Origin of the sequence: Fredinandcohnia onubensis, from assembly GCF_002734285.1 — a bacterium.
In the GTDB taxonomy this organism is placed as follows: Bacteria; Bacillota; Bacilli; order Bacillales; family Bacillaceae_L; genus Ferdinandcohnia; species Ferdinandcohnia onubensis_A.
The window spans coordinates 13,957-39,892 of record NZ_NSEA01000020.1 but is presented as its reverse complement, the minus strand read 5'-3'; the positions used below and the strand labels follow the sequence as shown (position 1 = coordinate 39,892).

The following is a 25,936-nucleotide window of genomic DNA, read 5'->3' as shown; positions in this document are numbered from 1 at the left end:
CCTTTTTGCCTTCCTCTACCGCAAATCGGGCACGATTCCCACGTTAGCCCTATTGCAAACAAAAAAATCTGGCTCTCGCCAGATTTTACTCCATCTTTTCTGCTTTTTCTTTCGATACTAGCACATTAATATGTTTGTACAAATTTACGAATTCACCTGGTAGTAAGCCACCGTATTCACCATCTAGATTGATTTGCATCTTTTCAGTTGGATTTACTTTTACGCGATTTGCTTTTGTGTAAAGAACATGTGGGTCGTTAATATGCTCTCCACGAATTGCCAAAGTCGCGACCTTAATAAAATCGGCAAGGTTTGCCTTTTTTAAAATTAACAAATCAAACAAGCCGTCATTCATTGAGGAGTCTGGTGCCAGCTTTTCAAAGCCTCCGACAGAGTTTGTTAAGGAAACGAGGAATAACATGATCTCGCCCTCAAACAGTTTCCCATCATACTCAATACTCACTTCAGTTGGACGGATTGATGGCAGCATCTCCATCCCTTTTAAATAATAAGCAAGCTGCCCAAGCATCGTTTTCAGCTTACTTGGCACCTCATAGGTTAGCTCGGTTAGCCTTCCTCCACCTGCAATATTAACGAAATATTTATCTTTTATACGGCCAATATCAATTGGAACAGAGTTTCCTTCTACAATCACGTCACAAGCACCATCAATATTTCGAGGAACCCCTATTGCGCGTGCAAAATCATTCGTTGTTCCAACAGGAATGATTCCAAGTGTTGGACGATACTCCTGCTCAGCCAACCCATTTACAACCTCATTAATGGTTCCATCTCCACCTGCAGCCACTACTAGGTCATATTTTCTCTCGACCGCAATTCGGGCTGCATTTGTTGCATCGCCAGCACCAGTTGTTGCATGACATGAGGTTTCATACCCTGCTTTTTCTAGCTTCTCTAACACCTCGGGCAGATGTCTCTTAAACAATTCTCTACCAGAGGTTGGATTATATATAATACGAGCTCTTTTCATTTTCATCATCCTAAAAAAAGATAATCTTAACATTTCATTTACATCATAGCTTATCCATTCGATTTAATCAATTTGAACTATTAGCAAAATAATCCAATTCCGTCGCACCTATTTAATATATCATTTATATTCAAAAAACACTATTATGTTGCCCATCTTAGCTTACGCCTATTACTCAAAAAATGCGCTTAGCCGAAGCTAAAGCGCACAACTCATCCTTACATTTTTTCAACTAGATTCACTGTTACAAGATCACTATTAAAAATAGATAACTTATAGGTACCTTCGCCCAACTTTTTTGTACCTTTGTATAATTTTTCGGTTGTACTCTCCTCGTAAACCTCTTCAATTCCACCACGTTCGGTTGTATCGATTTTATCCCATGCCATATTTCCATTCTCAAGCACATTATTAGAAACAGCTGATAGTAAAATGTCACTCTTATCATTCATATTAACCGATACATTTGACGCTCCATCTACAACCCAGTTATTTTCAAGGGAGCCCGGATAAAGTGATACATGATTATGCTCACCTCGCACCTCTAATCTAATCGAACTTGGCACAATAATCGTGGGTTCAATTGTTGCATATGTAGAAAATGGTCCCGTTTGATCTGCAGGTTCCTTTAATGTCACGTACATAGTATCCCCGACAACCTTCGTAAATACATAATCCTTGGCTTTTGCAATGATTGGGTCTGCCTTCGGGTGAACCGTTGCACGGTACACGCCAAATACATGAAGTTCATTCGCAGTTGATCCTTCGATTTTACTTGTTACTCCGTTCGTTTCAAGGACCACACGCTTGACGTCACTTGCCAACTTTTCCTCAATTGCTGGCAAATCCATCGTACGGTGCTCCGCCCCAATCACGCCTTGAACCTCATCAACAAGCCCAACAGATGATAACAAGGTAAACCCGATTCCAATTGTTCCGATAATCCCAACAAAAAGAAGACTTAAGAAGTCATATTTAACAACTGGATTTTCCTGCTTTGACATAAATAGATATACGACAATTTCAATTCCCAACACAATCAGAATGATTGGCCACCACACAAGCAGTGGCTCCATCATTTGCATTCCTTTTAGCTGTGATAGGAAAAGAAGAACACCCAGCAAGACTAAAGACAACCCCATCGAAACTGAACCAACCCGCCATTTTCTCATTACGCATTCTCCTTCCGTTTTTTACTTCCTACCATCAACTTCAAGCCACCGCCAATGAGTAAGATACAAATGATCGTGCCTTGGAAGTAATTGTAGTAAAAATATTGAAGATCAAAATTAAAAACTCTCATAATCGTAGGACCAACCGTAGGAAGGACAACATTTACTAGTAAATAGTAAATCCCTAATGCAATTAGCCCAAATCCGACCCACTTTTGGTGATTGACAATATAGGAAACGACCGGAACATCCTCAAGGTCCTCTTCTCCATGCTTTGACACCTTTTGAAGGGCATCAAAAAAGCTGTAAAACCAAATAATTGGGATTAAAAACAGGAATAATGACAACCTGAGAACGTCTAAAATATAAATTGCGAATAAAAAGGCAGCCATTAGCTGTATGCCGCGTTTTTGTAGGCCAAGATACAAATGCCCCGCTCCTGGGAAAATCGCCAAAATTGTGGCTAGCGTTTTGCTTTTACGCCCTTGCTCACGTCTTGTTTCTTCAAAATCCTCGATAATGGTCTTATCGACTAACTCTTCTCCTCTATGTTTTTTCCCTATCAATTGAATCGCATCAAACATGTTATATACCCAAAGAATCGGTAGAATCCCTAAAAACACCAAGAATGCTCCTTGATCTGTAAAAATGGAAATAAACACAACCATGGTTCCCAATCCGAAAAATCCGATTAGAAAGGTTAATCCACGGTTCAACAAGCCTAGTTGAAAATGCCCTAACCCCGGGATAAACGATAGAATAATGGTATAGAAACGTTCTGAGTCATCCGTTCGTGTAACAATTACTTGCTCATCTCCCGTTTGAATCACCTGTTCCTTTTGATTGTGCTTATTATTTCGTAATAGAAAGATAACCATATCGAATACATTAATAACCGTTACAAAAAATGCAATGATGAACCCAACTAATAATGGATCTTCAAAACCCGTCATCATCCATCCAAAGATTCCAATTAATATAGATCCAACTGCTCCCACTCCATAAATAAACCCTCTTATCTTTCGATTTATATAAAAATGGCCAACACCTGGAATAAATGATAGGAAAAATGCTAGCACTGGATTATAATTCATTTTTCTCCCTCCTCATGATCTGTATTGATTATGTCAAAAACCGATAATGCTTTTTCCATCAAACTAGTTGAAACAGATTGTTTTTGCTTTGAAAAGCTGGATGCCTCCACCGTACCCACTATACCCGTCATACTTTGGAAGACCCCAGTTGACATTAGTGTTAAAGTCACAACCGCTGCAATTCCATAATGGAAAATCGGACTGTGTAAAATCGACTTCTTTTGTTTTTCCTTTTTCACCCGAAGCTTCATTACTACCTCGTCAGTAAAATGATCATTTTCAAGATCTGGGAGCTCCTCGGCTTGGTCCTCTACTAGATTCATATATATTTCTAAACATTGGTCACAGGAATACAGGTGATCTTCGAGTTCTTCCCGCCTTGATTCTGCTAATTCATCCTTCACGTACATGAACCATTCTTCGTCTCTGTAATGTCTCACCTAAAATCATCCTCCTTCCAATGTTTTTTCATCCAATTTCGGGCTCGGTATAGCTTTGTTTCGACCGTCTTTACTTCAACCTGCTGTTCCTCTGCAATTTGTTTATAGCTTTTTTCTGCTATGTAATAAGCTTCAATCACTTGACGATAATTCGCAGGCATATCGTGTAACCGACTTTTGACCAGTTCTCTTTGTTCTTTTTGTAAAAGTGGCAATACGACGTTTTCTTCTGGGGAAGAGAGTGTCGGGATATCATCCGGTTCAAGTACCATTTCTTGCTGCCGCTGTTTCTTCCGCTTCACATCAATTGCATGGTTCACCGCAATTCGTGTTAGCCAAGCTTTCATGCCCTGTGAACTGTATTGGGGGAGGGCATAATAGATTTTCAGAAACACTTCCTGTGTCGCATCCTCGGCATCCTTTTCATGACGCAAAACTGAATAAATCGCCTTGAATACTAGATTCTTATATTTCTCAATAAATAACCGAAAGGCATGCTCATCGCCCGCTTTTGCCTTTTCAATCAGAATCTCATCCTCCAATCGTGCTCTCCCCCCTTCTCTCTTCTCTACCCTATTAGACGAACTTACCCCTACTATACCCTACAGTTTTTATAAAAAAATAATAAAAAAATTTTAAATCACGAAAAAAGACCCTCAAAACTTGAAGGTCTCAAAAACAATTATTTATCTCGATGACGTAATTTATAGATTAATGTTGCGATTAATGTTGATGGTAGATTTAACAAATTCCCTTGGAGGTTATACTGTAATTGTTGCTCCTCGAAGGACATGTCTTCATACGTTTCATTATGTGTCTTTTTCGTTTTCTTTAATTCTTCCTTCGTTGCCGCTATATTTCGATATTGGAACGGAATCATTATTAAAATATAAAGAACTACAACCGCTCCAAGTATCATCCATATTAAATCCATCTTCGCACCCCCTTGAGAGAAAACGCTTATATTTAGTTTACGATTAAGCCCTTAAGAAAGTTTCATGTGTTTTGTAAAAATATATATTTTTTTATGTTCGACCAATGGTGTATCAATAAACACCGATTGCGGTACATGCCTCGAACTATTTCTGCCAAAGCGTGTACCGGTAAAACTCGCTTGCAGTACATGTTTCGCGTTATTTTTCCCCAGTGTGTACCAGTAAAGCTCTCTTGCGGTACATGCCACGCACTATTTCTGACGAGCGTGTACGAGTAAAGCCCTCTTGCGGTACATGCCACACACTATTTCTATCCAGCGTGTACCGGTAAAACTCGCTTGCAGTACATGTTTCGCGCTATTTTTCCCGAGTGTGTACCAGTAAAGCTCTCTTGCGGTACATGCCACGCACTATTTCTGACGAGCGTGTACGATTAAAGCCCTCTTGCGGTACATGCCACGCACTATTTCTGACGAGCGTGTACGAGTAAAGCCCTCTTACGGTACATGCCACGCACTATTTCTGACGAGCGTGTACGAGTAAAGCCCTCTTGCGGTACATGCCACGCACTATTTCTATCCAGCGTGTGCCGGTAGAACTCACCCTTGCTTGGTGAACGAAAAAAAGACCTACTTTTTATTATAAGTAGGCCTTCATCTTTTATAATTTATTCATTTCTTCAGCAAGAATTTTGTTTACCATTTGTGGGTTGGCTTGTCCTTTTGTTTGTTTCATTACTTGGCCAACTAGGAAACCAATTGCTTTCCCTTTTCCACTTTTAAAATCTTCTACGGATTGAGGGTTGTTACCGATAACTTCAACGATAATCTTTGTTAGGGCACCCTCATCAGAGATTTGAACAAGCCCTTTTTCCTTCACGATTGTTTCCGCATCTCCGCCTTTTTCAATTAGCTCTTTAAAGACGGTTTTAGCAATTTTAGAAGAAATCGTTCCGTTTTCGATTAGCTTGATCATACCTGCAAGTCCTGCTGGAGTTAAGGCAATTTCATGTAATTCCTTCTGCTCGGCATTTAGGTACCCTGAAACTTCACCCATAATCCAGTTTGAGGCTTGTTTTGCATCCGCGCCATTTGCTACTGTTTCTTCAAAGAAATCAGATGTTTCCTTCGTTACAGTTAGAACAGATGCATCATATTCAGGTAGACCGAGTTCTTCAATATATCGTTTTTTACGAGCATCTGGAAGCTCAGGGATTTCTGCACGAACTCTTTCCATCCACTCATCGTCAATATAAAGTTCGACTAAGTCTGGCTCTGGGAAGTAGCGGTAGTCGTCTGAACCTTCTTTTACACGCATTAGAATAGTTGATTTTGAAGATTCATCATAGCGACGTGTTTCTTGTTCGATTACGCCCCCTGCAGATAGAACTTCTGCCTGACGAATCTCTTCATACTCAAGACCATTTTTAACAAAGGCAAATGAGTTTAAGTTCTTAAGTTCGGTTTTTGTACCGAACTCTTCTTGACCGATTGGACGTAACGAGATATTGGCATCACAACGAAGTGAGCCCTCCTCCATTTTACAGTCAGACACACCTGTATATTGAACAATTGATTTTAATTTTTCCAAGTAGGCGTACGCTTCCTCAGGTGTACGTATGTCTGGCTCAGATACGATTTCAATCAATGGTGTTCCTTGACGATTCAAGTCAACCAATGAATAACCTCGACCAGAGTGAGTAAGTTTACCCGCATCTTCCTCTAGGTGAAGACGAGTAATCCCAATCTTTTTCTTTTCGCCGTTTACTTCAATTTCGATCCAGCCATTCTCACCAATTGGCTTATCAAATTGAGAGATTTGGTAGGCCTTTGGGTTATCCGGATAAAAATAGTTTTTACGGTCAAACTTTGTTTCCTGGTTAATCTCACAGTTTAAAGCCATGGCAGCCTTCATAGCCCACTCAACAGCTTTTTTATTTACAACCGGAAGAACACCTGGGTACCCTAATTCAACGACACTTGTTAATGTATTTGGTGCAGCCCCGAATTCATTCGGTGCGCTTGAAAATATTTTTGATTCGGTTTTAAGTTCAACGTGAACCTCCAACCCGATAACTGTTTCAAACTTCATCTCTGTTTTCACCCCTTACAATTGTGGTTTTTGTTTATGATGTTCGGTTGCTTTTTCAAACGCATCTGCAACGCGATAAATTGTACTTTCATCAAAATGCTTACCAATAATTTGGAGACCAAGCGGTAATCCATTTGAGAATCCGCATGGAACTGATATTCCTGGTACACCCGCAAGGTTCACTGGGATAGTAAGAATATCATTCGCATACATTGTAAGTGGGTCTTCCATGTTTTCACCAATTTTGAATGCTGGTGTTGGTGTAGTAGGTCCAATGATAACATCATATTTTTCAAATACATCTTCAAAGTCTTTCTTGATTAATGTACGAACTTTTTGTGCCTTTTTATAGTAAGCATCGTAGTATCCTGAGCTTAATGCAAAGGTTCCGAGCATAATACGACGTTTTACTTCATCGCCAAAGCCCTCGCTTCTCGATTGCTTGTACATCTCAATGAGATTTTCTGCATTATCTGTGCGGTATCCATAACGAACGCCGTCAAAGCGAGCAAGGTTTGCTGATGCTTCTGAAGATGATAATAAGTAATAAGTTGCTAATGCATATTTTGAATGTGGAAGTGAAACCTCTTCCCATGTCGCGCCAAGTCCCTCAAGAACCTTAAGCGAGTCAAGAACAGATTGACGAACTTCCTCATCTACACCTTCACCTAGGTATTCCTTAGGCACAGCAATTTTCAAGCCTTTAACATCACCTGTTAAAGCAGATACGTAGTTTGGTACGTCGACATTCGCAGAAGTTGCATCCATTGGATCAACACCAGAAATGGCCTGTAATAGGAAAGCATTGTCCTCAACAGTGCGAGTAACTGGTCCGATCTGATCTAATGACGATGCAAAAGCAATTAAACCAAAACGTGAAACTCTTCCGTACGTAGGCTTTAATCCAACCACACCACAAAAAGCTGCTGGTTGACGAATGGAACCACCGGTATCGGAACCAAGTGAGAATAATACTTCTCCAGCCGCAACTGCTGCTGCAGAACCACCACTAGATCCTCCTGGAACACGTTCTAAATCCCATGGATTTTTCGTTACTTTAAAGCTTGAGTTTTCATTTGAAGAACCCATTGCAAATTCATCCATGTTTAACTTACCAATCGTAACTGTTTGAGCTTTCTGGAGCTTTTGAACGACCGTTGCATCATAAATTGGATCAAAGTTTTCTAGTATTTTACTTGCTGCCGTTGTACGAACACCTTTGGTTACAATATTATCTTTGACACCGATTGGCATACCGAATAATAGACCTAAGTCATCATTGCTTTCAAGTGCTTCATCTAATTGTTTAGCGTATTCTTTTGCATTTTCTTCATTCAATGTTAAAAAAGCTTGTACCTTATCATCAACCGCGTTGATACGCTTGAATGATTCATCTACAAGATCTGATACTGAAATTTCTTTTTTATGTAAGAGTGAATGTAATTCTGAAATTTTGTGATCAAAAAGTGACAAGTTTTCTCCCCCCTTTATTCAATGATAGATGGTACACGGAACTGACCATCTTTCGCATCTGGTGCGTTTTTCAATACTTCTTCAACCGGTAATCCTTCTTTTGCAACATCTTCACGCATTACATTTTTCACGGAAAGAACATGTGAAGTTGGCTTCACATTATCTGTATCTAGTTCATTTAATTGTTCAGCAAATGAAATAATCGCATCTAACTGTTGTTGGAACATCTTCGCTTCGTCCTCTGTCACGGCTAAACGCGCTAAGTTAGCAACATGTTTAACTTCTTCAATCGAAATCCTCGACATTTTTCCTTCACCTCCACCGTCCATACCCTAAATGTGTGTTCAAAAAGGAGGATGAAGAGGACCGAGAATTTCGAGGCGGCGCAGCTTTGAGTACCGGAACGTATGCACTTAATACGTGAGGAACGGAAAAGCAAGTCAACGAAGAAACTCGATGCTTCATATTCACCGGACTTTTTGAACATCATCCTATAGGTAATATACTGATAATATCAAAATTTTCACCGTTTCGGCAATAGTTCCTCTCTCATTCTTCCCGATTTCGACAAGAACCAACGCGAAACATCTAGTTGGGCAGATTATTTCTCTTTTAGATGGGGAATTTGATATAGTAGGATTGATAAATTACAGGATGTGGAGTGATTGGAATGGAAAGGATTACTTCTGTTGAACAATTTAATGAGATTATTCAATCTGAAGGTGCAATTGTTAAATTTGATACAACTTGGTGCCCTGATTGCCGACGACTTGAAGCGTTCATTGGTGAGATTCTTGAAACTCACAATAGTGTTCCTTGGTACAGCATGGACAAGGACGAGTTCCCAGAGATCGCTGAAAAGTATAATGTAATGGGAATCCCAAGTCTCCTATATTATAAAGGTGGAGAAAAGCTAGGTCACTTACACAGTGCGAACGCAAAAACACCTGACCAAGTCAATGAATACCTTGAAGGGTTAGGAATCTAATATTGCCAAAGAAATGCCGTTAATTGTTTATACAAGCAACTAACGGCATTCTTTGTCTAGTTTAGATTTAATTCTAAAATAATCTCTGTTCCATCTAACACCTCACCCGTATTTACAAATCCGATGGATTCATAAAATCGTAAAGCTACTATGTTGTCTGGCTCTGTTGATAGACGGATACACTCACAATCTTCATTTGTTCTTAATTGATCAATAATCTTTTTCATCGCGGATTTTCCATAGCCTTTTCCTTGATATCGAACATCAATCATCAACCTCGGAACCCAATATTTATTTCTGGGCTCAAGTGATGGATCATAATCCGTCATGACAAATCCAATTACAACTTCATCCAAATAAATCGCATACGGTGTATAACAAGGATTTACCTTAGACTCTGCAATTGAAAGTACATTAGGCGCAATTTTCCTATCCTGCCCTTCGCCCAATTTTAAGCTAATGCACTCATAAAAATTTTCGATTGTAATTTCTTTAATCTTTATTGGTGACATATCCTGGCCCCTCGCAACTTATTATCCTATTAAAATATTATGGGTGACCTCGCTTACTTAGGCAACAAAAGAAATGTCCTTCATTTTATCCGAATCCATCTTAATCGGACTCACTTCAGGCTCTTCCCTGTCAGCTTGTCCAAATCTGTACCGTTTTCCGACTCATTTTTGGATTTCACTACTTGGCCTGTCAGAATCTTATTACGAATTACATTTTAATTTCTAACATCCCAAGTATGATATAAGGAATTAGAAATCTAATAAAGTAGGCCGTTATTTGCTACAATGCAAATAACGGCCTCTCATTTTCAATCTATAAAAATACTTTTCTATGCTTTTTTCAATTTCTCTTTTACCGCGTCAAATTCATCCTGGATTTCTTGGGATGGTGCCTTTGTAACTAAGCTGACAACGATAATCGTAATTGTGGCAAGTAGGAAACCTGGAACAATTTCATACAAGCTAAATGGAATGACAGCTTCTTTTATAACCTCGCCGGCATCATTCAATTTAGGTGTAGAAAGAATACTCCAGACAACAACTGTAACTGCTCCTACGATCATTCCGGCTAGCGCTCCCCAACGATTCATCCGTTTCCAGAACAGGGAGAGAATGATAACAGGACCAAATGCAGCTCCAAATCCTGCCCATGCATAACCTACAAGGTCTAATACCTTACTTTCACGGTCATACCCTAGGAAAATAGCAATTACTGCAATGACAAGCACCGCAATTCTACCAACCCACATTTCCTCTTTTTGACTAGCTTCCTTTCTAAAGATAGCTTTATAGAAATCTTGTGTCAATGCACTTGAAGAAACAAGTAGCTGGGAATCAACCGTACTCATAATAGCTGCTAAAATCGCGGCTAGTAAGAATCCTGCAACCCATGGGTTAAATAATACTTGTGAAAATACGATAAATACTGTTTCCGAGTTAGCTAAAGGTGCGTCAGCGAAATAGGCAATACCCGTAAATCCGATAAAGATGGCTCCAAATAGTGATAATACCATCCAAGTCATCCCGATAAAACGTGCTTTCGGAATTTCTTTTGTTGATTTAATTCCCATAAATCGAACAATGATATGTGGCTGACCAAAATAACCTAGCCCCCACGCTAATAATGATATGATTCCAAGTGTAGTAGCACCAGACATGACATCTAGATAAGATGGGTCAATTGCACCGATTTGATTGACTGCATCACCCCATCCACCAAGCTCATAAATCACGACGATTGGAATAATGATTAATGCTAGGAACATCAGAATTCCTTGAACAAAATCAGTCCAACTTGCTGCTAAGAAACCACCAAAGAAAGTATAGGAAAGTATGACGGCAGCTCCAACCCAAAGGGCGAGTTCATAGTCCATTTTAAATGAGCTTTCTAAAAGAATGGCTCCACCTACAAGACTTGCAGAAGTATAGAAGGTAAAAAATACCAAGATAACAACCGCGGAAATAACACGTAGAAGCTTTGATCCATCACGGAATCGATTTTCAAAATAGTCAGGAACCGTTATTGAATCATTTGAAACCTCTGTATACACACGGAAAGGCTTCGCAATGAATTGCCAGTTCAGATAAGCACCTATTGCCAAACCAACTGCAATCCATATTTCACCCATTCCACCCGCATACATCGCACCAGGTAAACCGAGCATGAGCCAACTACTCATATCAGACGATCCAGCACTAAGGGCTGCAACCCCTGCACCTAGTCTTCTTCCACCCAGTACATAGTCTGTTAAATTTTTTGTCATTCTTGCAGCCAGGATGCCGATGACCAGCATTCCTACAAGATAGATAATAATTGCTGTTAACGTTTGTACGTTAATATCCATGTTTAGACATCCTCTCCTTTGTCAGTAAATAATGTGATAGCTGATAGAACAATTAACGAAATCATTGGCACGAATAGCCAAAAATATGTGGTACCTGTTAAACTATATTCCACACCTTCACCCCCTCAAAGTTTTCGTTATTCCTATCCCTATGCAGTCATATACAATTTCATGATAATTCCCATTTTTCGATAATAGCTGCATCTCAAGATAAACACTTATAAATCTTAACATATGATAATGTACAGAACAGATTGAATATTATAAAAATAGTTACGCAATGTATATTTATTCATTATTTCGGTGTAAATTTGCAATATGAATCTAATAATCTAATAACTATTCATCAAAACTAATAAAATTAAGTCGAACTTTTTTCAGAAAAAGGCTATATATTTGTTATTTTTCAGAAATACTGAGAAAATAAGTAGTATAAAACTTTAATAAAAAACAGGAGAATCGACATGAATGTAAAAATTAATCGTAATGCTGCAAAAACAATGAAGAAAATGCTCGAAAGTGATGAATCAGAAGGCAAAATGCTTCGCGTTGTGATCACAGAAATGCACGGTGACCACGCCCATTACGCTCTTCAATTTGATAACCCAACTGAGCATGACGAAATTGTTAAAACGGATAAAGATATTGAAGTCCTTCTTGATACGAGAGATGCAGAATATTTAGATGGTGTATGGATTCAATTCTTCTACGTTCCAGAAGAGCAATTTGTAATAACAAACCCGAAAAAAGGACATCATCATCATTAATAAAAGCGTGGAGAAAACTCCACGCTTTTTATATGCCTTTTTTTCAACTTCATTACTTTTTCTAGTTAGTGTAAAGAATCTGTTTGTTTACTGTAAATCAAGTCTTTAAGCGATTTATCTGTTGTATATTGTTACTAGATTGGATGCTTAGACAACCAATCAATCCACAAAATATCTGGAGGTATAGTAACAATGAAAAAGAATTTATTGTTTAAAATTGGAGCATCTTTACTTGCCATTTTCTTGATGACAGCATGCAGCAGTGAAGATACTGATCAACAGCCAGATACCGAAGAAACAGAAACAGATACAGATTCAACAGAAACAGAGGATGGAGCAGAAGAGGAAACAGAATAAGCATCTATCAACAACAAAAAAGTCTAAACGCCCTCTCATTTGATGAAAGGGCGTTTATTTTTATAGCATTTCAGATATTGTTTTAGCCTGCATGTGAAGAGTGAGATAGTCTGGGCCACCTGCTTTTGAATCTGTTCCAGACATATTAAAGCCACCAAATGGTTGATAGCCTACAATTGCTCCTGTACATCCACGGTTAAAATAAAGATTACCCACGTGGAAGTCTTCCTTTGCTTTTTCGATATTTGCACGGTTGTTTGAAATAACTGCACCTGTTAATCCATACTCTGTGTTATTTGCGATGTCAATTGCGTGGTTAAAATCGCGCGCCTTAGAGAATGCCACTACAGGACCAAATATCTCCTCTTTCATGATGCGTGCCTCTTCATTCACATCAGCGAAGATTGTTGGTTGGATGAACCAGCCTTTGGAATCATCACCTTCTCCACCATGAAGAAGTTTCCCTTCCTTCTTCCCAATCTCAACATAGCTCATAATCTTGTCATAAGCACCTTGGTCATTAACTGGACCCATATATGTTGATTGTTGAGTAGGGTCACCCACTGTTAGTTCTTTTGTTAATTCAACAGCACGACTTAGAACCTCATCATATACATCTTCCACAATAACTGCACGCGAACACGCTGAACATTTTTGACCAGAGAATCCAAATGCTGATGCAACGATTGATTTAGCTGCTAATTCTAGATCAGCTTCTTTATCAACGACGATTGTATCTTTACCGCCCATCTCAGCGATAACACGTTTTAACCAGATTTGGCCATCATTCAATTTGGAAGCACGCTCATAAATACGTAAACCTACGTCACGTGATCCAGTAAAGCTGATAAAGCGAGTTTTTGAGTGATCTACAAGGTAGTCACCCACTTCAGAGCCACTTCCAGGGATGTAATTGACAACTCCTGCAGGTAATCCTGCTTCTTCAAGAACTTCCATGAATTTCGCAGCAATTACTGGAGTTGTACTAGCTGGTTTTAGTAACACAGTATTACCTGAAACCAATGCAGCCGTTGTCATACCAGCCATTATCGCAAAAGCGAAGTTCCAAGGAGAAATGATAACCCCAACACCTAATGGGATATAAGTAAAACGATTATGTTCAATTGGACGGCTTTCGACCGGAATTCCATTCTTTATTTTTAACATTTGTCGTCCGTAGTACTCCATAAAGTCGATAGCTTCTGCTGTATCTGCATCTGCTTCATTCCAAGGTTTACCCGCTTCTTTTACGAGTATGGCAGAAAACTCATGCTTGCGACGACGAACGATTGCTGCTGCTCTAAAAAGAATATCAGCTCGCATTTCCGGGCTTGATTTTCTCCACGTTTGGAATGTTTTATCTGCAACTTGCATAGCCTTTTCAGCTAGCTCTCGGTTTGCTTTTGATACACGGCCAACTACTTCCTCTTTGTTAGCAGGGTTTACAGAGACGATTTTGTCTTCGGTTGAGATGCGTTCACCACCTATGATCAGGTCGTAATCATTGCCTAAATATGATTCTACAGTCTTCAGACCGGCCTCAAACGCTTTCTTATTTTCCTCAATTGAAAAATCCGTAAATGGTTCATGTTTGTAAGGTACTACCATTCTACTTCGCCTCCCTTTGTAATCTTAAAAGATAACAATTCCATTCTACTAAATTAAAGCGCTTTCGTGAACCCGAAAGACTTATATCACAATATTCTATCTTTTATAAAATTCGACAATAATTGTACGTTTGCGTGATAAACAATAAAAAAAACAAGACCTAACTTTAATGGTTAGATCTTGTTTTCATCGTTAATTATAGACGTGTACAGATGGTTCGTTTTCACCTGCATCCCGTATGATAACACTCTCAGCTCCACTTTCAGATTCGATATATACCTGAAGCGAAATATAGTTATCAAAATGCTCCATTATTAGACCCGTAACGTATTGTGTAAAACCAATAACCTCTGCTTTTCCATAGAATTGCATCGGGATTGTAAGAGTTAACTCCTGTAGTTCATCGTCCTTATAAAAGCCTTTTCCGACGACTGCTGTAAAATTAGGGAAGAAATCCGCAATGGCATCAGAAAAATTTTGTACCATTAATGAATCCTCACGATAATTATTTTTTGCCTCGTTTGATGGAAAGAAGTAATACTTTTCATTAATTGTTTCCCATTTTCCGATATTGGATGAGTTCGCATCCACTTTTGCCTTCATGATAAAATTCCCTGGGGCAACTGCACTTACGGCTTGCTGTTTAAACAAAGCTACGACAATTGGAATATCACGTATACTTGCATACTCTTTTTCGGTTCGAATTCGATTAATGATTTCCTCTGCTGCTTTTTTGCCTTCTCTTTCGATTTCAGCATCTGAAATCTCAACGTCCCTTGGATAGCCACCCATTTTAGCCGGAAGATTGTAATAGTGATGGGAGTTCATGCCTATCCCAATGACAATTCCTCCAATTTCTAATTTGTCTTCATTATTTTTAATTAAATAGTTCTGTTCCGTAATCGCAGCAACATACATTGGACTCTTCTCCATAGCCGCCTCATAGCCCGGGTCTTCATTTGATGTATCAAAAATCGGATTTAATCCTTCGTTTGGTAGATTCTTTTTCTCTAATGCCTTTTCATATGCTTGCTGCTGGGCAGATGACCTTTTCCGCTTTAACCAGTCTTGAACCGTCTCTTTTTCTAGATGCTGGCCTTCCTGGAAAAAATATTTGTCAGATGGAAATGAATCCTGAGCGATTCGCATTAATCCCGTTTCGAATTCATCGATATCTAATCGATTGTTAATATATGACGCAACAATCCCCCGCGCTTTTCCTGTCTTATAAGGGAGGACCGCTTTATAATAGGAATCTGAAATATTATATCTAGGAATAATCGCTTTCTCCGCTTTCTTATCTGAATCCTGAACGACCTCTGTCTCTTGTTCAAATTTAGGGGCACACCCAGATAAAAGAAGCAAAATCGCTAAGCCTAGAAGATATAGGTTTCTCAAGTTCGAACACCTCTTACTTCCTTAGTTCTTGTACCAGTCTTTCCTCATCCCAAATCTCAATTTTTAAATCCTGTGCTTTTGTAAGCTTCGAGCCAGCTGCTTCACCTGCAATCAGAAGATCCGTGCTTTTACTTACACTTCCTGTAACCTTTCCTCCAAGTGCCTCAATCTCAGCTTTTGCTTCATTTCTTGACAATTGCTCAAGCTTACCCGTAAGAACAATGGTCTTCCCAGCAAAATAGGAATCACTATCTTCTACAGATACAAGCTTAGGACCTTTATATTCTAAATTTACTCCATACTCACGTAGTTCATTTAGAAGTTCATGAACCTCTGAGAGCTCAAAATAAGTGACAACTGCATCAGCCATTTTTTCACCTATTTCATTGATCGCCGTAAGTTCTTCCCTTGTAGCAACCTGTAGCTTCTCCATCGTTTCAAAATGCTGGGCCAAAGTCTTTGCTGCCTTCGCTCCAACATGTCGGATTCCTAAACCAAATAGTAGCTTTTCTAAGGAGTTAGATTTTGAATTTTCAATTGCTGCAAGGAGATTATCTGCTGATTTCTCACCCATACGTTCAAGGCTAATCAGCTGTTCCTTTGTTAATGTGTATAGATCTGCAACATCTGAAATCAGTTTTTCGTCAAATAATTGTGAAATAACCTTTTCTCCAAGCCCATCTATATTCATCGCATTTCTAGAAACGAAATGGATCAACCCTTCCCTTATCTGAGCTGGGCATTTCGGGTTAATACAACGTAATGCAACCTCTCCGTCTAAACGGACCAATTCACTTTCACATTCCGGACAATGTGTCGGCATGTAGAACTCTGGTTCATCACCAGTTCGTTTTTCAACAAGGACATTCACAACCTCTGGAATGATATCTCCTGCTTTTTTTACGACAACAGTGTCCCCAATCCGAATGTCCTTTTCACGAATTAAATCTTCATTATGAAGAGATGCGCGCTGCACGGTTGTCCCTGCCACACGAACAGGTTCAAGGATAGCCGTAGGCGTGATTACTCCTGTTCGGCCGACACTTAACTCGATATCAATCAACTTAGTTGTAACCTCTTCTGCTGGAAACTTATAGGCGATCGCCCAACGCGGACTTTTTGCAGTAAATCCAAGCTCGTCCTGCTGGTCAAATGAATCTACTTTTATAACAATCCCATCAATATCATACGCAAGGGCTGGACGCTTTTCTGTCCATTCCGTAATATAATCGAGAATTTCCTCTACACTAGCACATCTTCTGCGTTCTGGGTTTGTTTTAAAGCCTACTTCATCAAGCATATCCAGGCCTTCACTATGCGAATCGACACCTAAATTCGTTGAATCCGCAATAGCATACAAGAAGATATCGAGATTGCGACTTGCTGCAATTTTCGGGTCAAGCTGTCGCAATGAACCAGCAGCTGCATTCCTTGGATTCGCAAAAGGTTCTTCTTCATTTTCGAGTCGAGCCGCATTTAGCTTTTCGAATGATTTTCTCGGCATAAATGCCTCTCCGCGAACCTCAACATCAATCGCCTTCTTTAAACGAAGAGGAATAGAACGAATCGTCTTTAGGTTAACAGTGATGTCTTCTCCAATCGTCCCGTCACCGCGAGTAGAGCCTTGAACAAAACGACCTTGCTCATAACGTAAAGACACGGCAAGACCATCAATCTTTAACTCGCATACATAAGAGATAGAATCACCAACAGCTTGGCGTGCACGGCGGTCAAAATCACGCAAATCCTGCTCATTAAATGCATTACCGAGACTTAGCATTGGAATTCGATGCTCTACTTTGTGAAAGGATTCGAGAACCTGCCCACCAACGCGGACAGTAGGAGAATCTCCTGTTTGTAACTCCGGAAACTCCTCCTCAAGCTGAATCAACTCCCGCATTAACCGGTCATACTCCGCATCTGGTACAGAAGGTTTATCCAGTACATGATATTCATAATTGTACTGGTTTAAAAGTTCATGAAGCTCCTGAACTCTTTCTTGTGCTGCCACTTTATCCATACACCAAACCTCTCTTTCCTAATTTGCCTTCGTGATTGGTGCAAACTTTGCAAGCAATCGTTTGATTCCAGTTGGGCTAGGGAATGCAATATCCAATTCCTTCGATTCCCCTTCTCCCTTTACACTTACAACCGTTCCAATTCCCCACTTTTTATGCTCAGCCTTGTCGCCAACCTTCCAACCAATTTCATCTCCGCCAGTGGATTGTGCAACTGGTCTTGAGAAGACCCTTCTTTCTGGCTGTTTCGCAGGTGAAGGTGAGGATGACGATGAAAATGGAGTACGCATTTGCTGTCTACGTTGTTGACCCAAATCTTCAAGAAGTTCCTCTGGGATCTCAGCAATAAAACGTGAAACTGGATTCATTGATGTTCGTCCATACAAGGTCCTCATTTGTGCATTCGATAGATACAACTCTTCTTCCGCTCTTGTAATCCCTACATAAGCAAGGCGGCGTTCTTCCTCCATCTCCGCTTCTTCCATAAGAGAACGACTATGTGGAAAGACTCCTTCTTCCATTCCCATCAAAAACACTACCGGGAACTCAAGTCCTTTCGCAGAGTGAAGTGTCATTAGGACAACTGCATTGTTTTTATCATTTTCATCTTCTTCTAGTTTATCAATATCCGCCACTAGTGCTAAATCTGTTAAAAAGGCTACAAGACTTTTGTCATCGTTTGTTTTCTCAAAGTTTTGTGTAACAGATAAAAATTCTTCGATGTTTTCAATTCGGCTTTGAGATTCAAGTGTTTTTTCAGCCTTTAATATTTCAACGTATTCCGTCTTCTCTAAAACATTCTCAACCAATTCAGTGACCGATAAATAGTCCTGCATTTGGACCCAATTATTAATTAGATCTCTAAATTCGCGTAAAGAATTTGTGATTTTTGCACTTAAACCAATCTGTTCAACTTCTTGCAACGCTTGGAAAATGGAAAGGTCTTGTGCAATCGCATAGTTTGCAATTTTATCAATAGAAGTCGCACCAATTCCACGTTTCGGTACATTGATAATTCTCGTTATGCTAATATCATCATCTGGATTCGCAATCGTGCGCAAGTACGCCAAAATATCCTTAATTTCTTTCCTATCGTAGAACTTAATTCCGCCAACAATTTGGTAGTTGATATTGGATTTAAGTAATACTTCCTCCATCACACGTGATTGGGCATTGGTCCGATATAAAATTGCAATATCTTTATAGGCCCGTTGTCCACCATCTACAAGTTCACGTATTTTCCCAGCGACAAACTGTGCTTCCCCAGATTCACTATCAGCACGGTAGTATAACAGCTTTTTCCCTTCGTCATTTTCCGTCCATAGATTTTTCGGTTTACGATTCATATTGTTTTGGATGACTACATTCGCTGCCTGCAAGATTCGTTTTGTTGAACGATAGTTTTGTTCAAGCAAAATCACTTTTGCATTTTTATAATCTTTTTCAAATGAAAGAATATTGGCGATATCCGCGCCACGCCAACGATAAATTGACTGATCCGAATCACCCACAACACATAAATTCCTAAAACGTGAAGCCAGAAGCTTAACCAGCATATACTGGGCACGGTTTGTATCCTGGTACTCATCCACATGGATATATTGAAATTTACGTTGATAGAATTCCAACACTTCCGGAACCCGTTGAAAAAGTTGAATGGTAGTCATAATGAGATCATCAAAATCAAGCGCTTGGTTTTTGCGCAGTTTCTTTTGATACAACTTATAGACATCACTTACAATCTGCTCATACATGCCACCCGCTGTTTTTTCATATTCTTCGGGTGTTTGCAATTCATTTTTCGCGCTACTAATTGTTCCTAGAATCGTACGTGGGTCAAATTTCTTTGGATCAATATTTTTTTCTTTTAAAATATTTTTAATAACCGAAAGCTGATCAGTAGTGTCCAAAATTGAGAAGTTTCGATTGAACCCCATGCGGTCGATGTCTCTCCGTAAAATTCGAACACACATTGAGTGGAACGTTGAAATCCAAATATCTTCAGCTGCTCCTCCTAGAATTGCTTGAACACGATCTTTCATTTCTCGAGCTGCCTTATTTGTAAAAGTGATCGCCAAGATATTCCATGGTGCAACTTGTTTTTCCACCATTAAATAAGCAATACGGTGTGTCAAAACTCGAGTCTTACCACTCCCCGCTCCTGCCATAATTAAAAGTGGACCATCTGTTGCTTTAACCGCTTCTTGTTGTTGTTCGTTTAATCCCGATAACAATTTATTGCTGATAAATTGCAATTCCTTCACCGTCCTATTTCAGTATCGTACATACGTTCTATTTTATCCGATTTTCGTTTGGATTTCCATTCTTATCCCTTTACAGCTTGTACTGTTTTTAAAGCGGCATTCATATCTTCATATATAATATTTCCTACAACTACAGTATCGGCAAACTGTCCCATTTCCTTCGCCTGTTCAGCGGTCTTTATTCCACCGCCGTAAAACAGTCTTGTTGTTTCTAATGTGTCTCTTACAGCTGAAACAATCTCCTTATCCCCATAGGCTCCACTGTATTCTATATAAAAAATAGGGAGGGAAAACATTTTTTCTGCCATTGTGGCATAGGCTACAACATCATCCTTATCCAAAGAAGCATTTGCACTCGTCAGCTTAGCCGCTTTACAGTCTTCATTAAGAATGCAATAGCCTTGCATAATCATTTCTTCCCAATTCATAACATCTCCAAATTCCTTTACCGCCTCATGATGCATACCCATCATCCATTGTGTGTCACTACTGTTTAATACAGTTGGAATAAAATATAAATCAAAGCCAGGTGTAACTGACTCAATATTTGAAATCTCTAAAACGGCTGGTACGGTATAACGTCGGATTCGAGACATTAAGTGAAGGACATTGTCCAATGTCACCCCATCACTTCCACCAACAATAATCGCATCCGTTCCAGATTCACAAATTGCATCTAAATGTTCATCACTGATTTCCTTATTCGGATCCAGCTTAAAAACATGTCTCCATTCTCTAAAGTCGTACATGAAGATCCTCCATTCATCATTCCATTTCTCCATTATATCAAAACTACATCCATCTATTAATACCTAGGTCGATTTCATAATGTTTCATTTCTAATAACGGTGTCTTTAGCCATAAATTACTGTTTTTAGCACTTTTCACAATAACAAAAAAGCCGAAACTCAAGGTTCCGACTTTTCCACACAATGTTTATTGTTTTTCCGTTTCTTTGACACGATCGAGTGCCATTTGATAGGCATCGTTACCGTAGTTTAAGCAACGTTTCACACGAGAAATAGTTGCTGTACTAGCCCCTGTTTCTGTTTCGATTTTATGATACGTATTTCCTTCTTGCAACATTCTTGCGACTTCAAGCCGTTGCGCAAGTGACTGGATTTCATTTACAGTACATAAATCATCGAAGAATCGATAGCACTCCTCAAGATCGTTCAGTGATAGGATTGCATTAAATAATTGATCAAGTTCTTTACCACGTAATTTATCAATTTGCATGTGATTTCTCCCTTTTTAGAAAGTTTTTCTAATTTCCAAACGAAACGGCACCAGCGATTCCAGGTGATGTTGGAATGATATTAATCCACGTTTTTCCTGGGACTAAGCCGATTTCTTCCCCATTTGCGAACGGCACAATTCTTCCCTCTACATTTTTCCACTCAATTTCCTGTGCCTTTCCTTTTTGAAGTAAAAAGCCTTTACCTCCAGTTGTCACATCAATCGCACGTCTTCCATAATCATCGATAAAGCGATGATTCATTTCGACGATTAATACATTGTCGAGTAACACTGGTGTACTTGTCTCGCGGTCTACTGTTTGGTCGCCTCCGCTATAACGCTCATACTTACTTTTTTCAGCATTATAATCGTAGACTGCTGAAAATATATCTCTTGATGAATAGGACACTCGAACATGTTCAGCTGTTGTTCCTTCAATGCCTCCTATCTCATTTTCAGATAAGAATGAAAAACTTGGTACCTCATCTTCCATGGAATACCCTTGTTTATCTGCCCCTTTTACAATATTTTCAAATGAAATATATGAATTATGTGGAGCAACATTGTGGTCAGCACGCCAAAAAAGAGTGCCATCGTAAACCATTCCATTTATGTTGTCTATCTTGCCGCTGTTAAGGATTTGTTGAGCCTCAGGGCTCCAGCCATGTGCTACATATAGAGCATCAAAGCCTTTACTCAACTCAATATAATAATCTCTAGCACTTCGAACTGGTCCAATAGTTTCTGGTTTCTCACTTTGGAACACAGCTAGGAAACGAGTTACATCTCCCTCCGCTAACACCTCATACACTATATCAGCCATATGTAGTCCTGACTGCGGACGTGCTTTTGGATGATTGTTAACCATGACTGCAAATGGACGACTATTAACATCCTCATTCGTTTCAATCCCTGTTAAAGGAAATACATGATCAAACTCTTCCTTTGGTTCATCCTTTGTTACAGGCTGGGTCTGTTTCGGTTCATGCTCATCCTGTTGCTTTGCTGCTTCCTTATTGCTACAAGCTGCTAAAATGAGTAAAAGAAGAATTCCTAGAATGTATATAGTCTTTTTCATATTTGAGCACACAACCTTTTTAATAGAAAATCAAAAATCGAAATCCTTTTATATTTTAACGCATTATTGACGGAAAGAGTACCATTTTATTCATGACATCATAAATTCCCTGTGGTGTAATGCGAATATAAGGTAAATGAGTAGACGATAAAAAGCTTAATGTATATATCGGATCACTGTGATTATATCCACGTTCACGCACTAAACGAACCAATTCCTTTTCAAGAGTACTTAGTTCTTCAACAGATTTAGACGAAGTGATTCCACCAATATCTAATGGAACCTCATGTAAAATGTTACCGTTTTCAACCAAAACTATTCCACCACCAAGTTCCTTCATACGGTTGAAGGCAAGGAGCATATCCTTTTTATTTTTACCAATTAATACAAAATCACCCGTATTTGAAAAAGAACTTGCAAACCCTGATATTCGATTAGCGAAACCTTTGATCATTGTGTTGACACGCCATTTCCCTTCCCGGTCTACTAACATCAAGAAGCTCTCATCATGTTCCATTGAAATTTCATCATAGGATGCATCAATGGAAATCGAATATGGTTTCATAATAACCGCATTCTCCATCTTCATTCCAAACGGCATTGAAAACTGTAAGTCATCAAGCGTTAACTCCCAGTTTGTAGCTAGGTTTGTAAAGCCCTGACTCTTCCACGGAAATTCTGGAAATGCATGTTGATCTTTGTTTTCACGTTTCACCCAAACCCCTTTAGCAAGGACGGATTCAGGGGTCGGATTTTCTCTTGATGATAAAATATTTAGATTTGCAATTCTTCCCGTAGCTATCATACCATGGAGGTTATCCATGTTATAGTGCCTTGCTACATTGATCGTTGCCATATTGTATGCATCAATTATCGGTACACCTTTATCAATTGCGATTTTTATCATGTTATCAATAATTCCCTGTTCATAAAACGCTGGTGGAGAACCATCTGTTGTAAAAATGAACTTATCATACTGATCAATACCTATTTCATGTATTTCGTCCAAAATTTTTGGCAAGTCCGGACGAATCGATGAATTGCGTAATGAAGTTGTGTAACCTTGCAGAAGACGATTCAATACATCTGTCCCCGTCATCGACTCATGATCACAATCCGAACCTAATAGCATCATTTTAGCTAATGTCTTTTCAGAAGCACCTGGAAAATGTCCTTCGACTTTTTTTCCAATCCGTTTCGCTTCTTGAATCCAATGGAGCATGAGGTCATCTCCATCAAGCAATTTCGGCCAACCTGTCAATTCACCACCTTGAACAACAGCATCGTGCTCAAGCCAGCTTAGCACATTTCCATTGGAAAAAGCTTGTTCTTCATGATGAATTTCTGTCTGAGGATCGAACCTACACCACCAGTACATTGTGACTGGAAGGTTCTTCATTTCCTCCAAGAAAGAAAACGCTTTCTTTTTACTCGTTTGTAATGCGAGCACTAAGTTATCATTTATGATTGTAGTCGTCCCTGTTTGGGATGCATATTGAGCAAATGAGTGGGGATTATATAAATGAAAAGAATGTGCATGAGGTTCAATGTAACCTGGCACTACAAATTTCCCATCACACTCTACAACTTCACAGTTGGTAAGTTTTGATGGTAGCTGTTGACCCACGTACACAATGCGATCTTGGTAAATCCAGATATGTGCGTTGATCCATTTTTTTAACATTTGATTTAAATATGTGACATTTTTCAATAGAATTGTTGGTGATTTTTTTCCATCTATGACAGCAACATGTTCTCGTAGTTGCTTATTTTTCCAACGGTAACGTTGCCCAACCATTAACCATCTCTCCAATCTCTGCCTTAAGCTATGGAAGCGCTTTATGCTATAGTAACATATTAATCGATTTAGTGCATTAAAGACTTTAAGAAAAAATTGTAAAATTTTTTGACAATTTTTGAGAGAAGGTAAAGTTAATTAAACGGGGGTAAAAAAATGAAACCGAATATAGGGATGATCAATGCTTTAGTCCGGATTACATGTGGATTTACAATGCTTGCCTGGGCTACCGCTAAAATGGTAAAACGTCCGTGGCGCGAAAGTTTCATTATCGTGGCAATGCTTGGGGGAATGAAGGTGGCTGAGGGTATTACTCGTTTCTGTCCACTTACAGCTCTCTTTCAAGAATATGTCGAGAAAAAACAAGAGGAATCAGCACCACTAAAAGAACTTCCTCCTATAAACCCATCATAAAAAAAGGGTAAGAGGATAATCCTCTTACCTTTTTACTAGTCGAATTGCGTGTTATTTTTAGGAATTGCGTCAATAAATATCGTAAATGCGCGATAATTACACGAATTGAGCGTTATTCTTATTATTTGCGTTATATGAGATTGCCTTGTTCCCAATATCTTTCCGGTAAAATAAATTTGTGCACTGAATTTTTTCTGCTTCTTGGTAAACAAAGTCCTGTGCTTGTTCAAGGGTTTCGCCACTAGAAACAACGGTTAACACCCTTCCACCATTCGTAACAAACTGATTGTTCACCATATCAGTTCCGGCATGGAAAGCTGTAATTTTCTCATCGAGGTTATCTAACCCTTCGATGACTGCACCCTTTTCATAGCTTTCTGGATATCCCTTTGATGCAAATACGACTCCAAGAGTTGCTTTATCTGACCACTCTAGGGTTATCTCCTTTTGATCAAGTAATCCTTCAATAACTTCAATGAAGTCCGTTTCTAAACGAGGAAGGACAACCTGAGTTTCAGGATCTCCGAATCGAGCATTGTATTCAATTACTTTTGGTCCATTATCAGTTAAGATAAGCCCCGCATAAAGGACACCAGTAAAGTCTCTACCCTCTGCTTTCATCGCTTTAACTGTTGGATTAATGATGGTTTCGACTGCTTCTTGAACAGTACTATCTGAAATTTGCGGGACTGGAGAATAAGCACCCATTCCTCCAGTGTTAGGACCTTCATCATTGTCAAAAGCACGCTTATGGTCCTGTGAAATCACCATCGGATAGGCCGTTTTCCCATCGACAAAAGCCATTAATGAGAATTCTTCCCCTTCAAGAAACTCTTCAATAACAACTTGAGCACTTGCTTCACCAAATTTATTTGCTTCAAGCATGTCGTACACACTTGTTAATGCAGCATCCAAATTAAGAGCTACTGTTACACCCTTTCCAGCAGCTAGGCCATCCGCCTTGATCACGATAGGTGCGCCTTTTTCAAGGATATATTGTTTCGCTTCTTCATAAGAAGTGAATGTCTCGTACTCTGCGGTTGGGATATCGTACTTTTTCATGATTTCCTTCGCATAGGATTTACTACCTTCAAGTAGGGCAGCATCCTTTGTTGGGCCAAATATGGCGAGGCCTTCAGCCTGGAATCGGTCCACGATACCATTAATTAATGGAACTTCAGGTCCAACAAGGGTAAGGTCGATTTGTTCTTTTTTCGCAAACTCAATTAATCCGTCGAAGTCATTTTCGTCGATGTTTATTAAAGTTGCGATCGTCTGCATGCCTGGATTTCCTGGAGCAACATAGACTGTTTCTACTTTTTGGCTTTGCGCGACCTTCCAAGCAAGCGTATGTTCACGGCCACCGCGGCCAATGACTAGTACTTTCATTTTTTCACCTCATCAAACGAATTTGATTAACTTATATCTACAATATCTAGCTCCAGCGCCTAGCCC

The 25,936-nt window shown here is 39.3% G+C and carries 24 protein-coding genes; 4 read left to right on the top strand and 20 right to left on the bottom strand.

Features of this window, described 5'->3' with window-relative positions:
• Positions 1-85: 85 nt before the first annotated feature.
• From CKJ95_RS18780 to gatC, 9 genes are all read right to left on the bottom strand, one after another.
• Positions 86-991: a diacylglycerol kinase gene (locus tag CKJ95_RS18780; RefSeq protein WP_099354981.1), complete on the bottom strand. Its 906-nt coding sequence runs from the start codon at positions 989-991 to the stop codon at positions 86-88.
• A 218-nt stretch (positions 992-1,209) separates the two neighbouring features.
• A complete protein-coding gene (locus CKJ95_RS18775) occupies positions 1,210-2,163 on the bottom strand; it encodes a hypothetical protein (protein WP_099354980.1) in 954 nt (317 codons plus the stop codon).
• Positions 2,163-3,257, bottom strand: a complete 1,095-nt coding sequence (locus tag CKJ95_RS18770) for a hypothetical protein (RefSeq protein ID WP_099354979.1) — start codon at positions 3,255-3,257, stop codon at positions 2,163-2,165. Before CKJ95_RS18770 ends, CKJ95_RS18775 begins: the two co-directional genes overlap by 1 nt.
• The gene (locus CKJ95_RS18765) at positions 3,254-3,697 is read right to left on the bottom strand and encodes an anti-sigma factor family protein (RefSeq protein ID WP_099354978.1); all 444 of its coding nucleotides are present in this window, start codon (positions 3,695-3,697) and stop codon (positions 3,254-3,256) included. The genes CKJ95_RS18770 and CKJ95_RS18765 overlap by 4 nt, the downstream gene beginning before the upstream one ends.
• Positions 3,694-4,239, bottom strand: a complete 546-nt coding sequence (locus tag CKJ95_RS18760) for an RNA polymerase sigma factor (protein WP_099354977.1) — start codon at positions 4,237-4,239, stop codon at positions 3,694-3,696. The genes CKJ95_RS18765 and CKJ95_RS18760 overlap by 4 nt, the downstream gene beginning before the upstream one ends.
• Before the next feature lie 140 nt (positions 4,240-4,379).
• Positions 4,380-4,631: a DUF3949 domain-containing protein gene (locus CKJ95_RS18755; RefSeq protein ID WP_099354976.1), complete on the bottom strand. Its 252-nt coding sequence runs from the start codon at positions 4,629-4,631 to the stop codon at positions 4,380-4,382.
• Positions 4,632-5,292: 661 nt separating this feature from the next.
• Positions 5,293-6,723, bottom strand: a complete 1,431-nt coding sequence (gene gatB, locus CKJ95_RS18750; RefSeq protein WP_099354975.1) for an Asp-tRNA(Asn)/Glu-tRNA(Gln) amidotransferase subunit GatB — start codon at positions 6,721-6,723, stop codon at positions 5,293-5,295.
• 15 nt (positions 6,724-6,738) lie between these two features.
• Positions 6,739-8,196: an Asp-tRNA(Asn)/Glu-tRNA(Gln) amidotransferase subunit GatA gene (gene gatA, locus CKJ95_RS18745; RefSeq protein WP_099354974.1), complete on the bottom strand. Its 1,458-nt coding sequence runs from the start codon at positions 8,194-8,196 to the stop codon at positions 6,739-6,741.
• A gap of 14 nt (positions 8,197-8,210) precedes the next feature.
• Complete coding sequence (gene gatC / locus CKJ95_RS18740; RefSeq protein ID WP_099354973.1) at positions 8,211-8,501, bottom strand: Asp-tRNA(Asn)/Glu-tRNA(Gln) amidotransferase subunit GatC; 291 nt, start codon at positions 8,499-8,501, stop codon at positions 8,211-8,213.
• A gap of 365 nt (positions 8,502-8,866) precedes the next feature.
• Here gatC and CKJ95_RS18735 point away from each other — a divergent pair, with 365 nt between their 5' ends.
• On the top strand, positions 8,867-9,184 hold the full coding sequence (locus tag CKJ95_RS18735; protein ID WP_099354972.1) for a thioredoxin family protein: 318 nt from the start codon (positions 8,867-8,869) through the stop codon (positions 9,182-9,184).
• Positions 9,185-9,240: 56 nt separating this feature from the next.
• On the opposite strand, the gene CKJ95_RS18730 is transcribed toward CKJ95_RS18735, so the two are convergent.
• Complete coding sequence (locus CKJ95_RS18730; RefSeq protein WP_099354971.1) at positions 9,241-9,696, bottom strand: GNAT family N-acetyltransferase; 456 nt, start codon at positions 9,694-9,696, stop codon at positions 9,241-9,243.
• A 329-nt stretch (positions 9,697-10,025) separates the two neighbouring features.
• Complete coding sequence (gene putP, locus CKJ95_RS18725; protein ID WP_099354970.1) at positions 10,026-11,540, bottom strand: sodium/proline symporter PutP; 1,515 nt, start codon at positions 11,538-11,540, stop codon at positions 10,026-10,028.
• Between the two features lie 464 nt (positions 11,541-12,004).
• Here putP and CKJ95_RS18720 point away from each other — a divergent pair, with 464 nt between their 5' ends.
• Both CKJ95_RS18720 and CKJ95_RS23540 read left to right on the top strand, forming a co-directional pair.
• Positions 12,005-12,307, top strand: coding sequence for a heme biosynthesis protein HemY (locus CKJ95_RS18720; RefSeq protein ID WP_099354969.1), 303 nt, complete (start codon positions 12,005-12,007; stop codon positions 12,305-12,307).
• A 192-nt stretch (positions 12,308-12,499) separates the two neighbouring features.
• Positions 12,500-12,664, top strand: a complete 165-nt coding sequence (locus CKJ95_RS23540) for a hypothetical protein (RefSeq protein WP_180271581.1) — start codon at positions 12,500-12,502, stop codon at positions 12,662-12,664.
• Between the two features lie 60 nt (positions 12,665-12,724).
• Here CKJ95_RS23540 and pruA read toward each other — a convergent pair whose 3' ends face one another.
• From pruA to CKJ95_RS18680, 8 genes are all read right to left on the bottom strand, one after another.
• The gene (pruA, locus tag CKJ95_RS18715) at positions 12,725-14,272 is read right to left on the bottom strand and encodes an L-glutamate gamma-semialdehyde dehydrogenase (RefSeq protein WP_099354968.1); all 1,548 of its coding nucleotides are present in this window, start codon (positions 14,270-14,272) and stop codon (positions 12,725-12,727) included.
• Between the two features lie 192 nt (positions 14,273-14,464).
• Positions 14,465-15,670, bottom strand: coding sequence for a CamS family sex pheromone protein (locus CKJ95_RS18710; RefSeq protein ID WP_099354967.1), 1,206 nt, complete (start codon positions 15,668-15,670; stop codon positions 14,465-14,467).
• Between the two features lie 13 nt (positions 15,671-15,683).
• Positions 15,684-17,690 (bottom strand): NAD-dependent DNA ligase LigA, encoded by a 2,007-nt coding sequence (ligA, locus tag CKJ95_RS18705; protein ID WP_099354966.1) that lies wholly within the window; start codon positions 17,688-17,690, stop codon positions 15,684-15,686.
• Positions 17,691-17,708: 18 nt separating this feature from the next.
• On the bottom strand, positions 17,709-19,943 hold the full coding sequence (pcrA, locus tag CKJ95_RS18700; protein WP_099354965.1) for a DNA helicase PcrA: 2,235 nt from the start codon (positions 19,941-19,943) through the stop codon (positions 17,709-17,711).
• Positions 19,944-20,014: 71 nt separating this feature from the next.
• On the bottom strand, positions 20,015-20,701 hold the full coding sequence (locus tag CKJ95_RS18695) for a heptaprenylglyceryl phosphate synthase (protein WP_099354964.1): 687 nt from the start codon (positions 20,699-20,701) through the stop codon (positions 20,015-20,017).
• Between the two features lie 187 nt (positions 20,702-20,888).
• Positions 20,889-21,191, bottom strand: a complete 303-nt coding sequence (locus tag CKJ95_RS18690; RefSeq protein ID WP_099354963.1) for a YerC/YecD family TrpR-related protein — start codon at positions 21,189-21,191, stop codon at positions 20,889-20,891.
• Between the two features lie 28 nt (positions 21,192-21,219).
• Positions 21,220-22,269: a DUF3048 domain-containing protein gene (locus CKJ95_RS18685; protein ID WP_099354962.1), complete on the bottom strand. Its 1,050-nt coding sequence runs from the start codon at positions 22,267-22,269 to the stop codon at positions 21,220-21,222.
• A gap of 55 nt (positions 22,270-22,324) precedes the next feature.
• A complete protein-coding gene (locus tag CKJ95_RS18680) occupies positions 22,325-24,067 on the bottom strand; it encodes an adenine deaminase C-terminal domain-containing protein (RefSeq protein ID WP_099354961.1) in 1,743 nt (580 codons plus the stop codon).
• Between the two features lie 156 nt (positions 24,068-24,223).
• Between CKJ95_RS18680 and CKJ95_RS18675 the strand changes: the two genes are divergently transcribed.
• The gene (locus tag CKJ95_RS18675; protein ID WP_099354960.1) at positions 24,224-24,481 is read left to right on the top strand and encodes a YgaP family membrane protein; all 258 of its coding nucleotides are present in this window, start codon (positions 24,224-24,226) and stop codon (positions 24,479-24,481) included.
• 96 nt (positions 24,482-24,577) lie between these two features.
• Here CKJ95_RS18675 and purD read toward each other — a convergent pair whose 3' ends face one another.
• Positions 24,578-25,870, bottom strand: a complete 1,293-nt coding sequence (purD, locus tag CKJ95_RS18670) for a phosphoribosylamine--glycine ligase (RefSeq protein ID WP_099354959.1) — start codon at positions 25,868-25,870, stop codon at positions 24,578-24,580.
• Between the last annotated feature and the right edge of the window lie 66 nt (positions 25,871-25,936).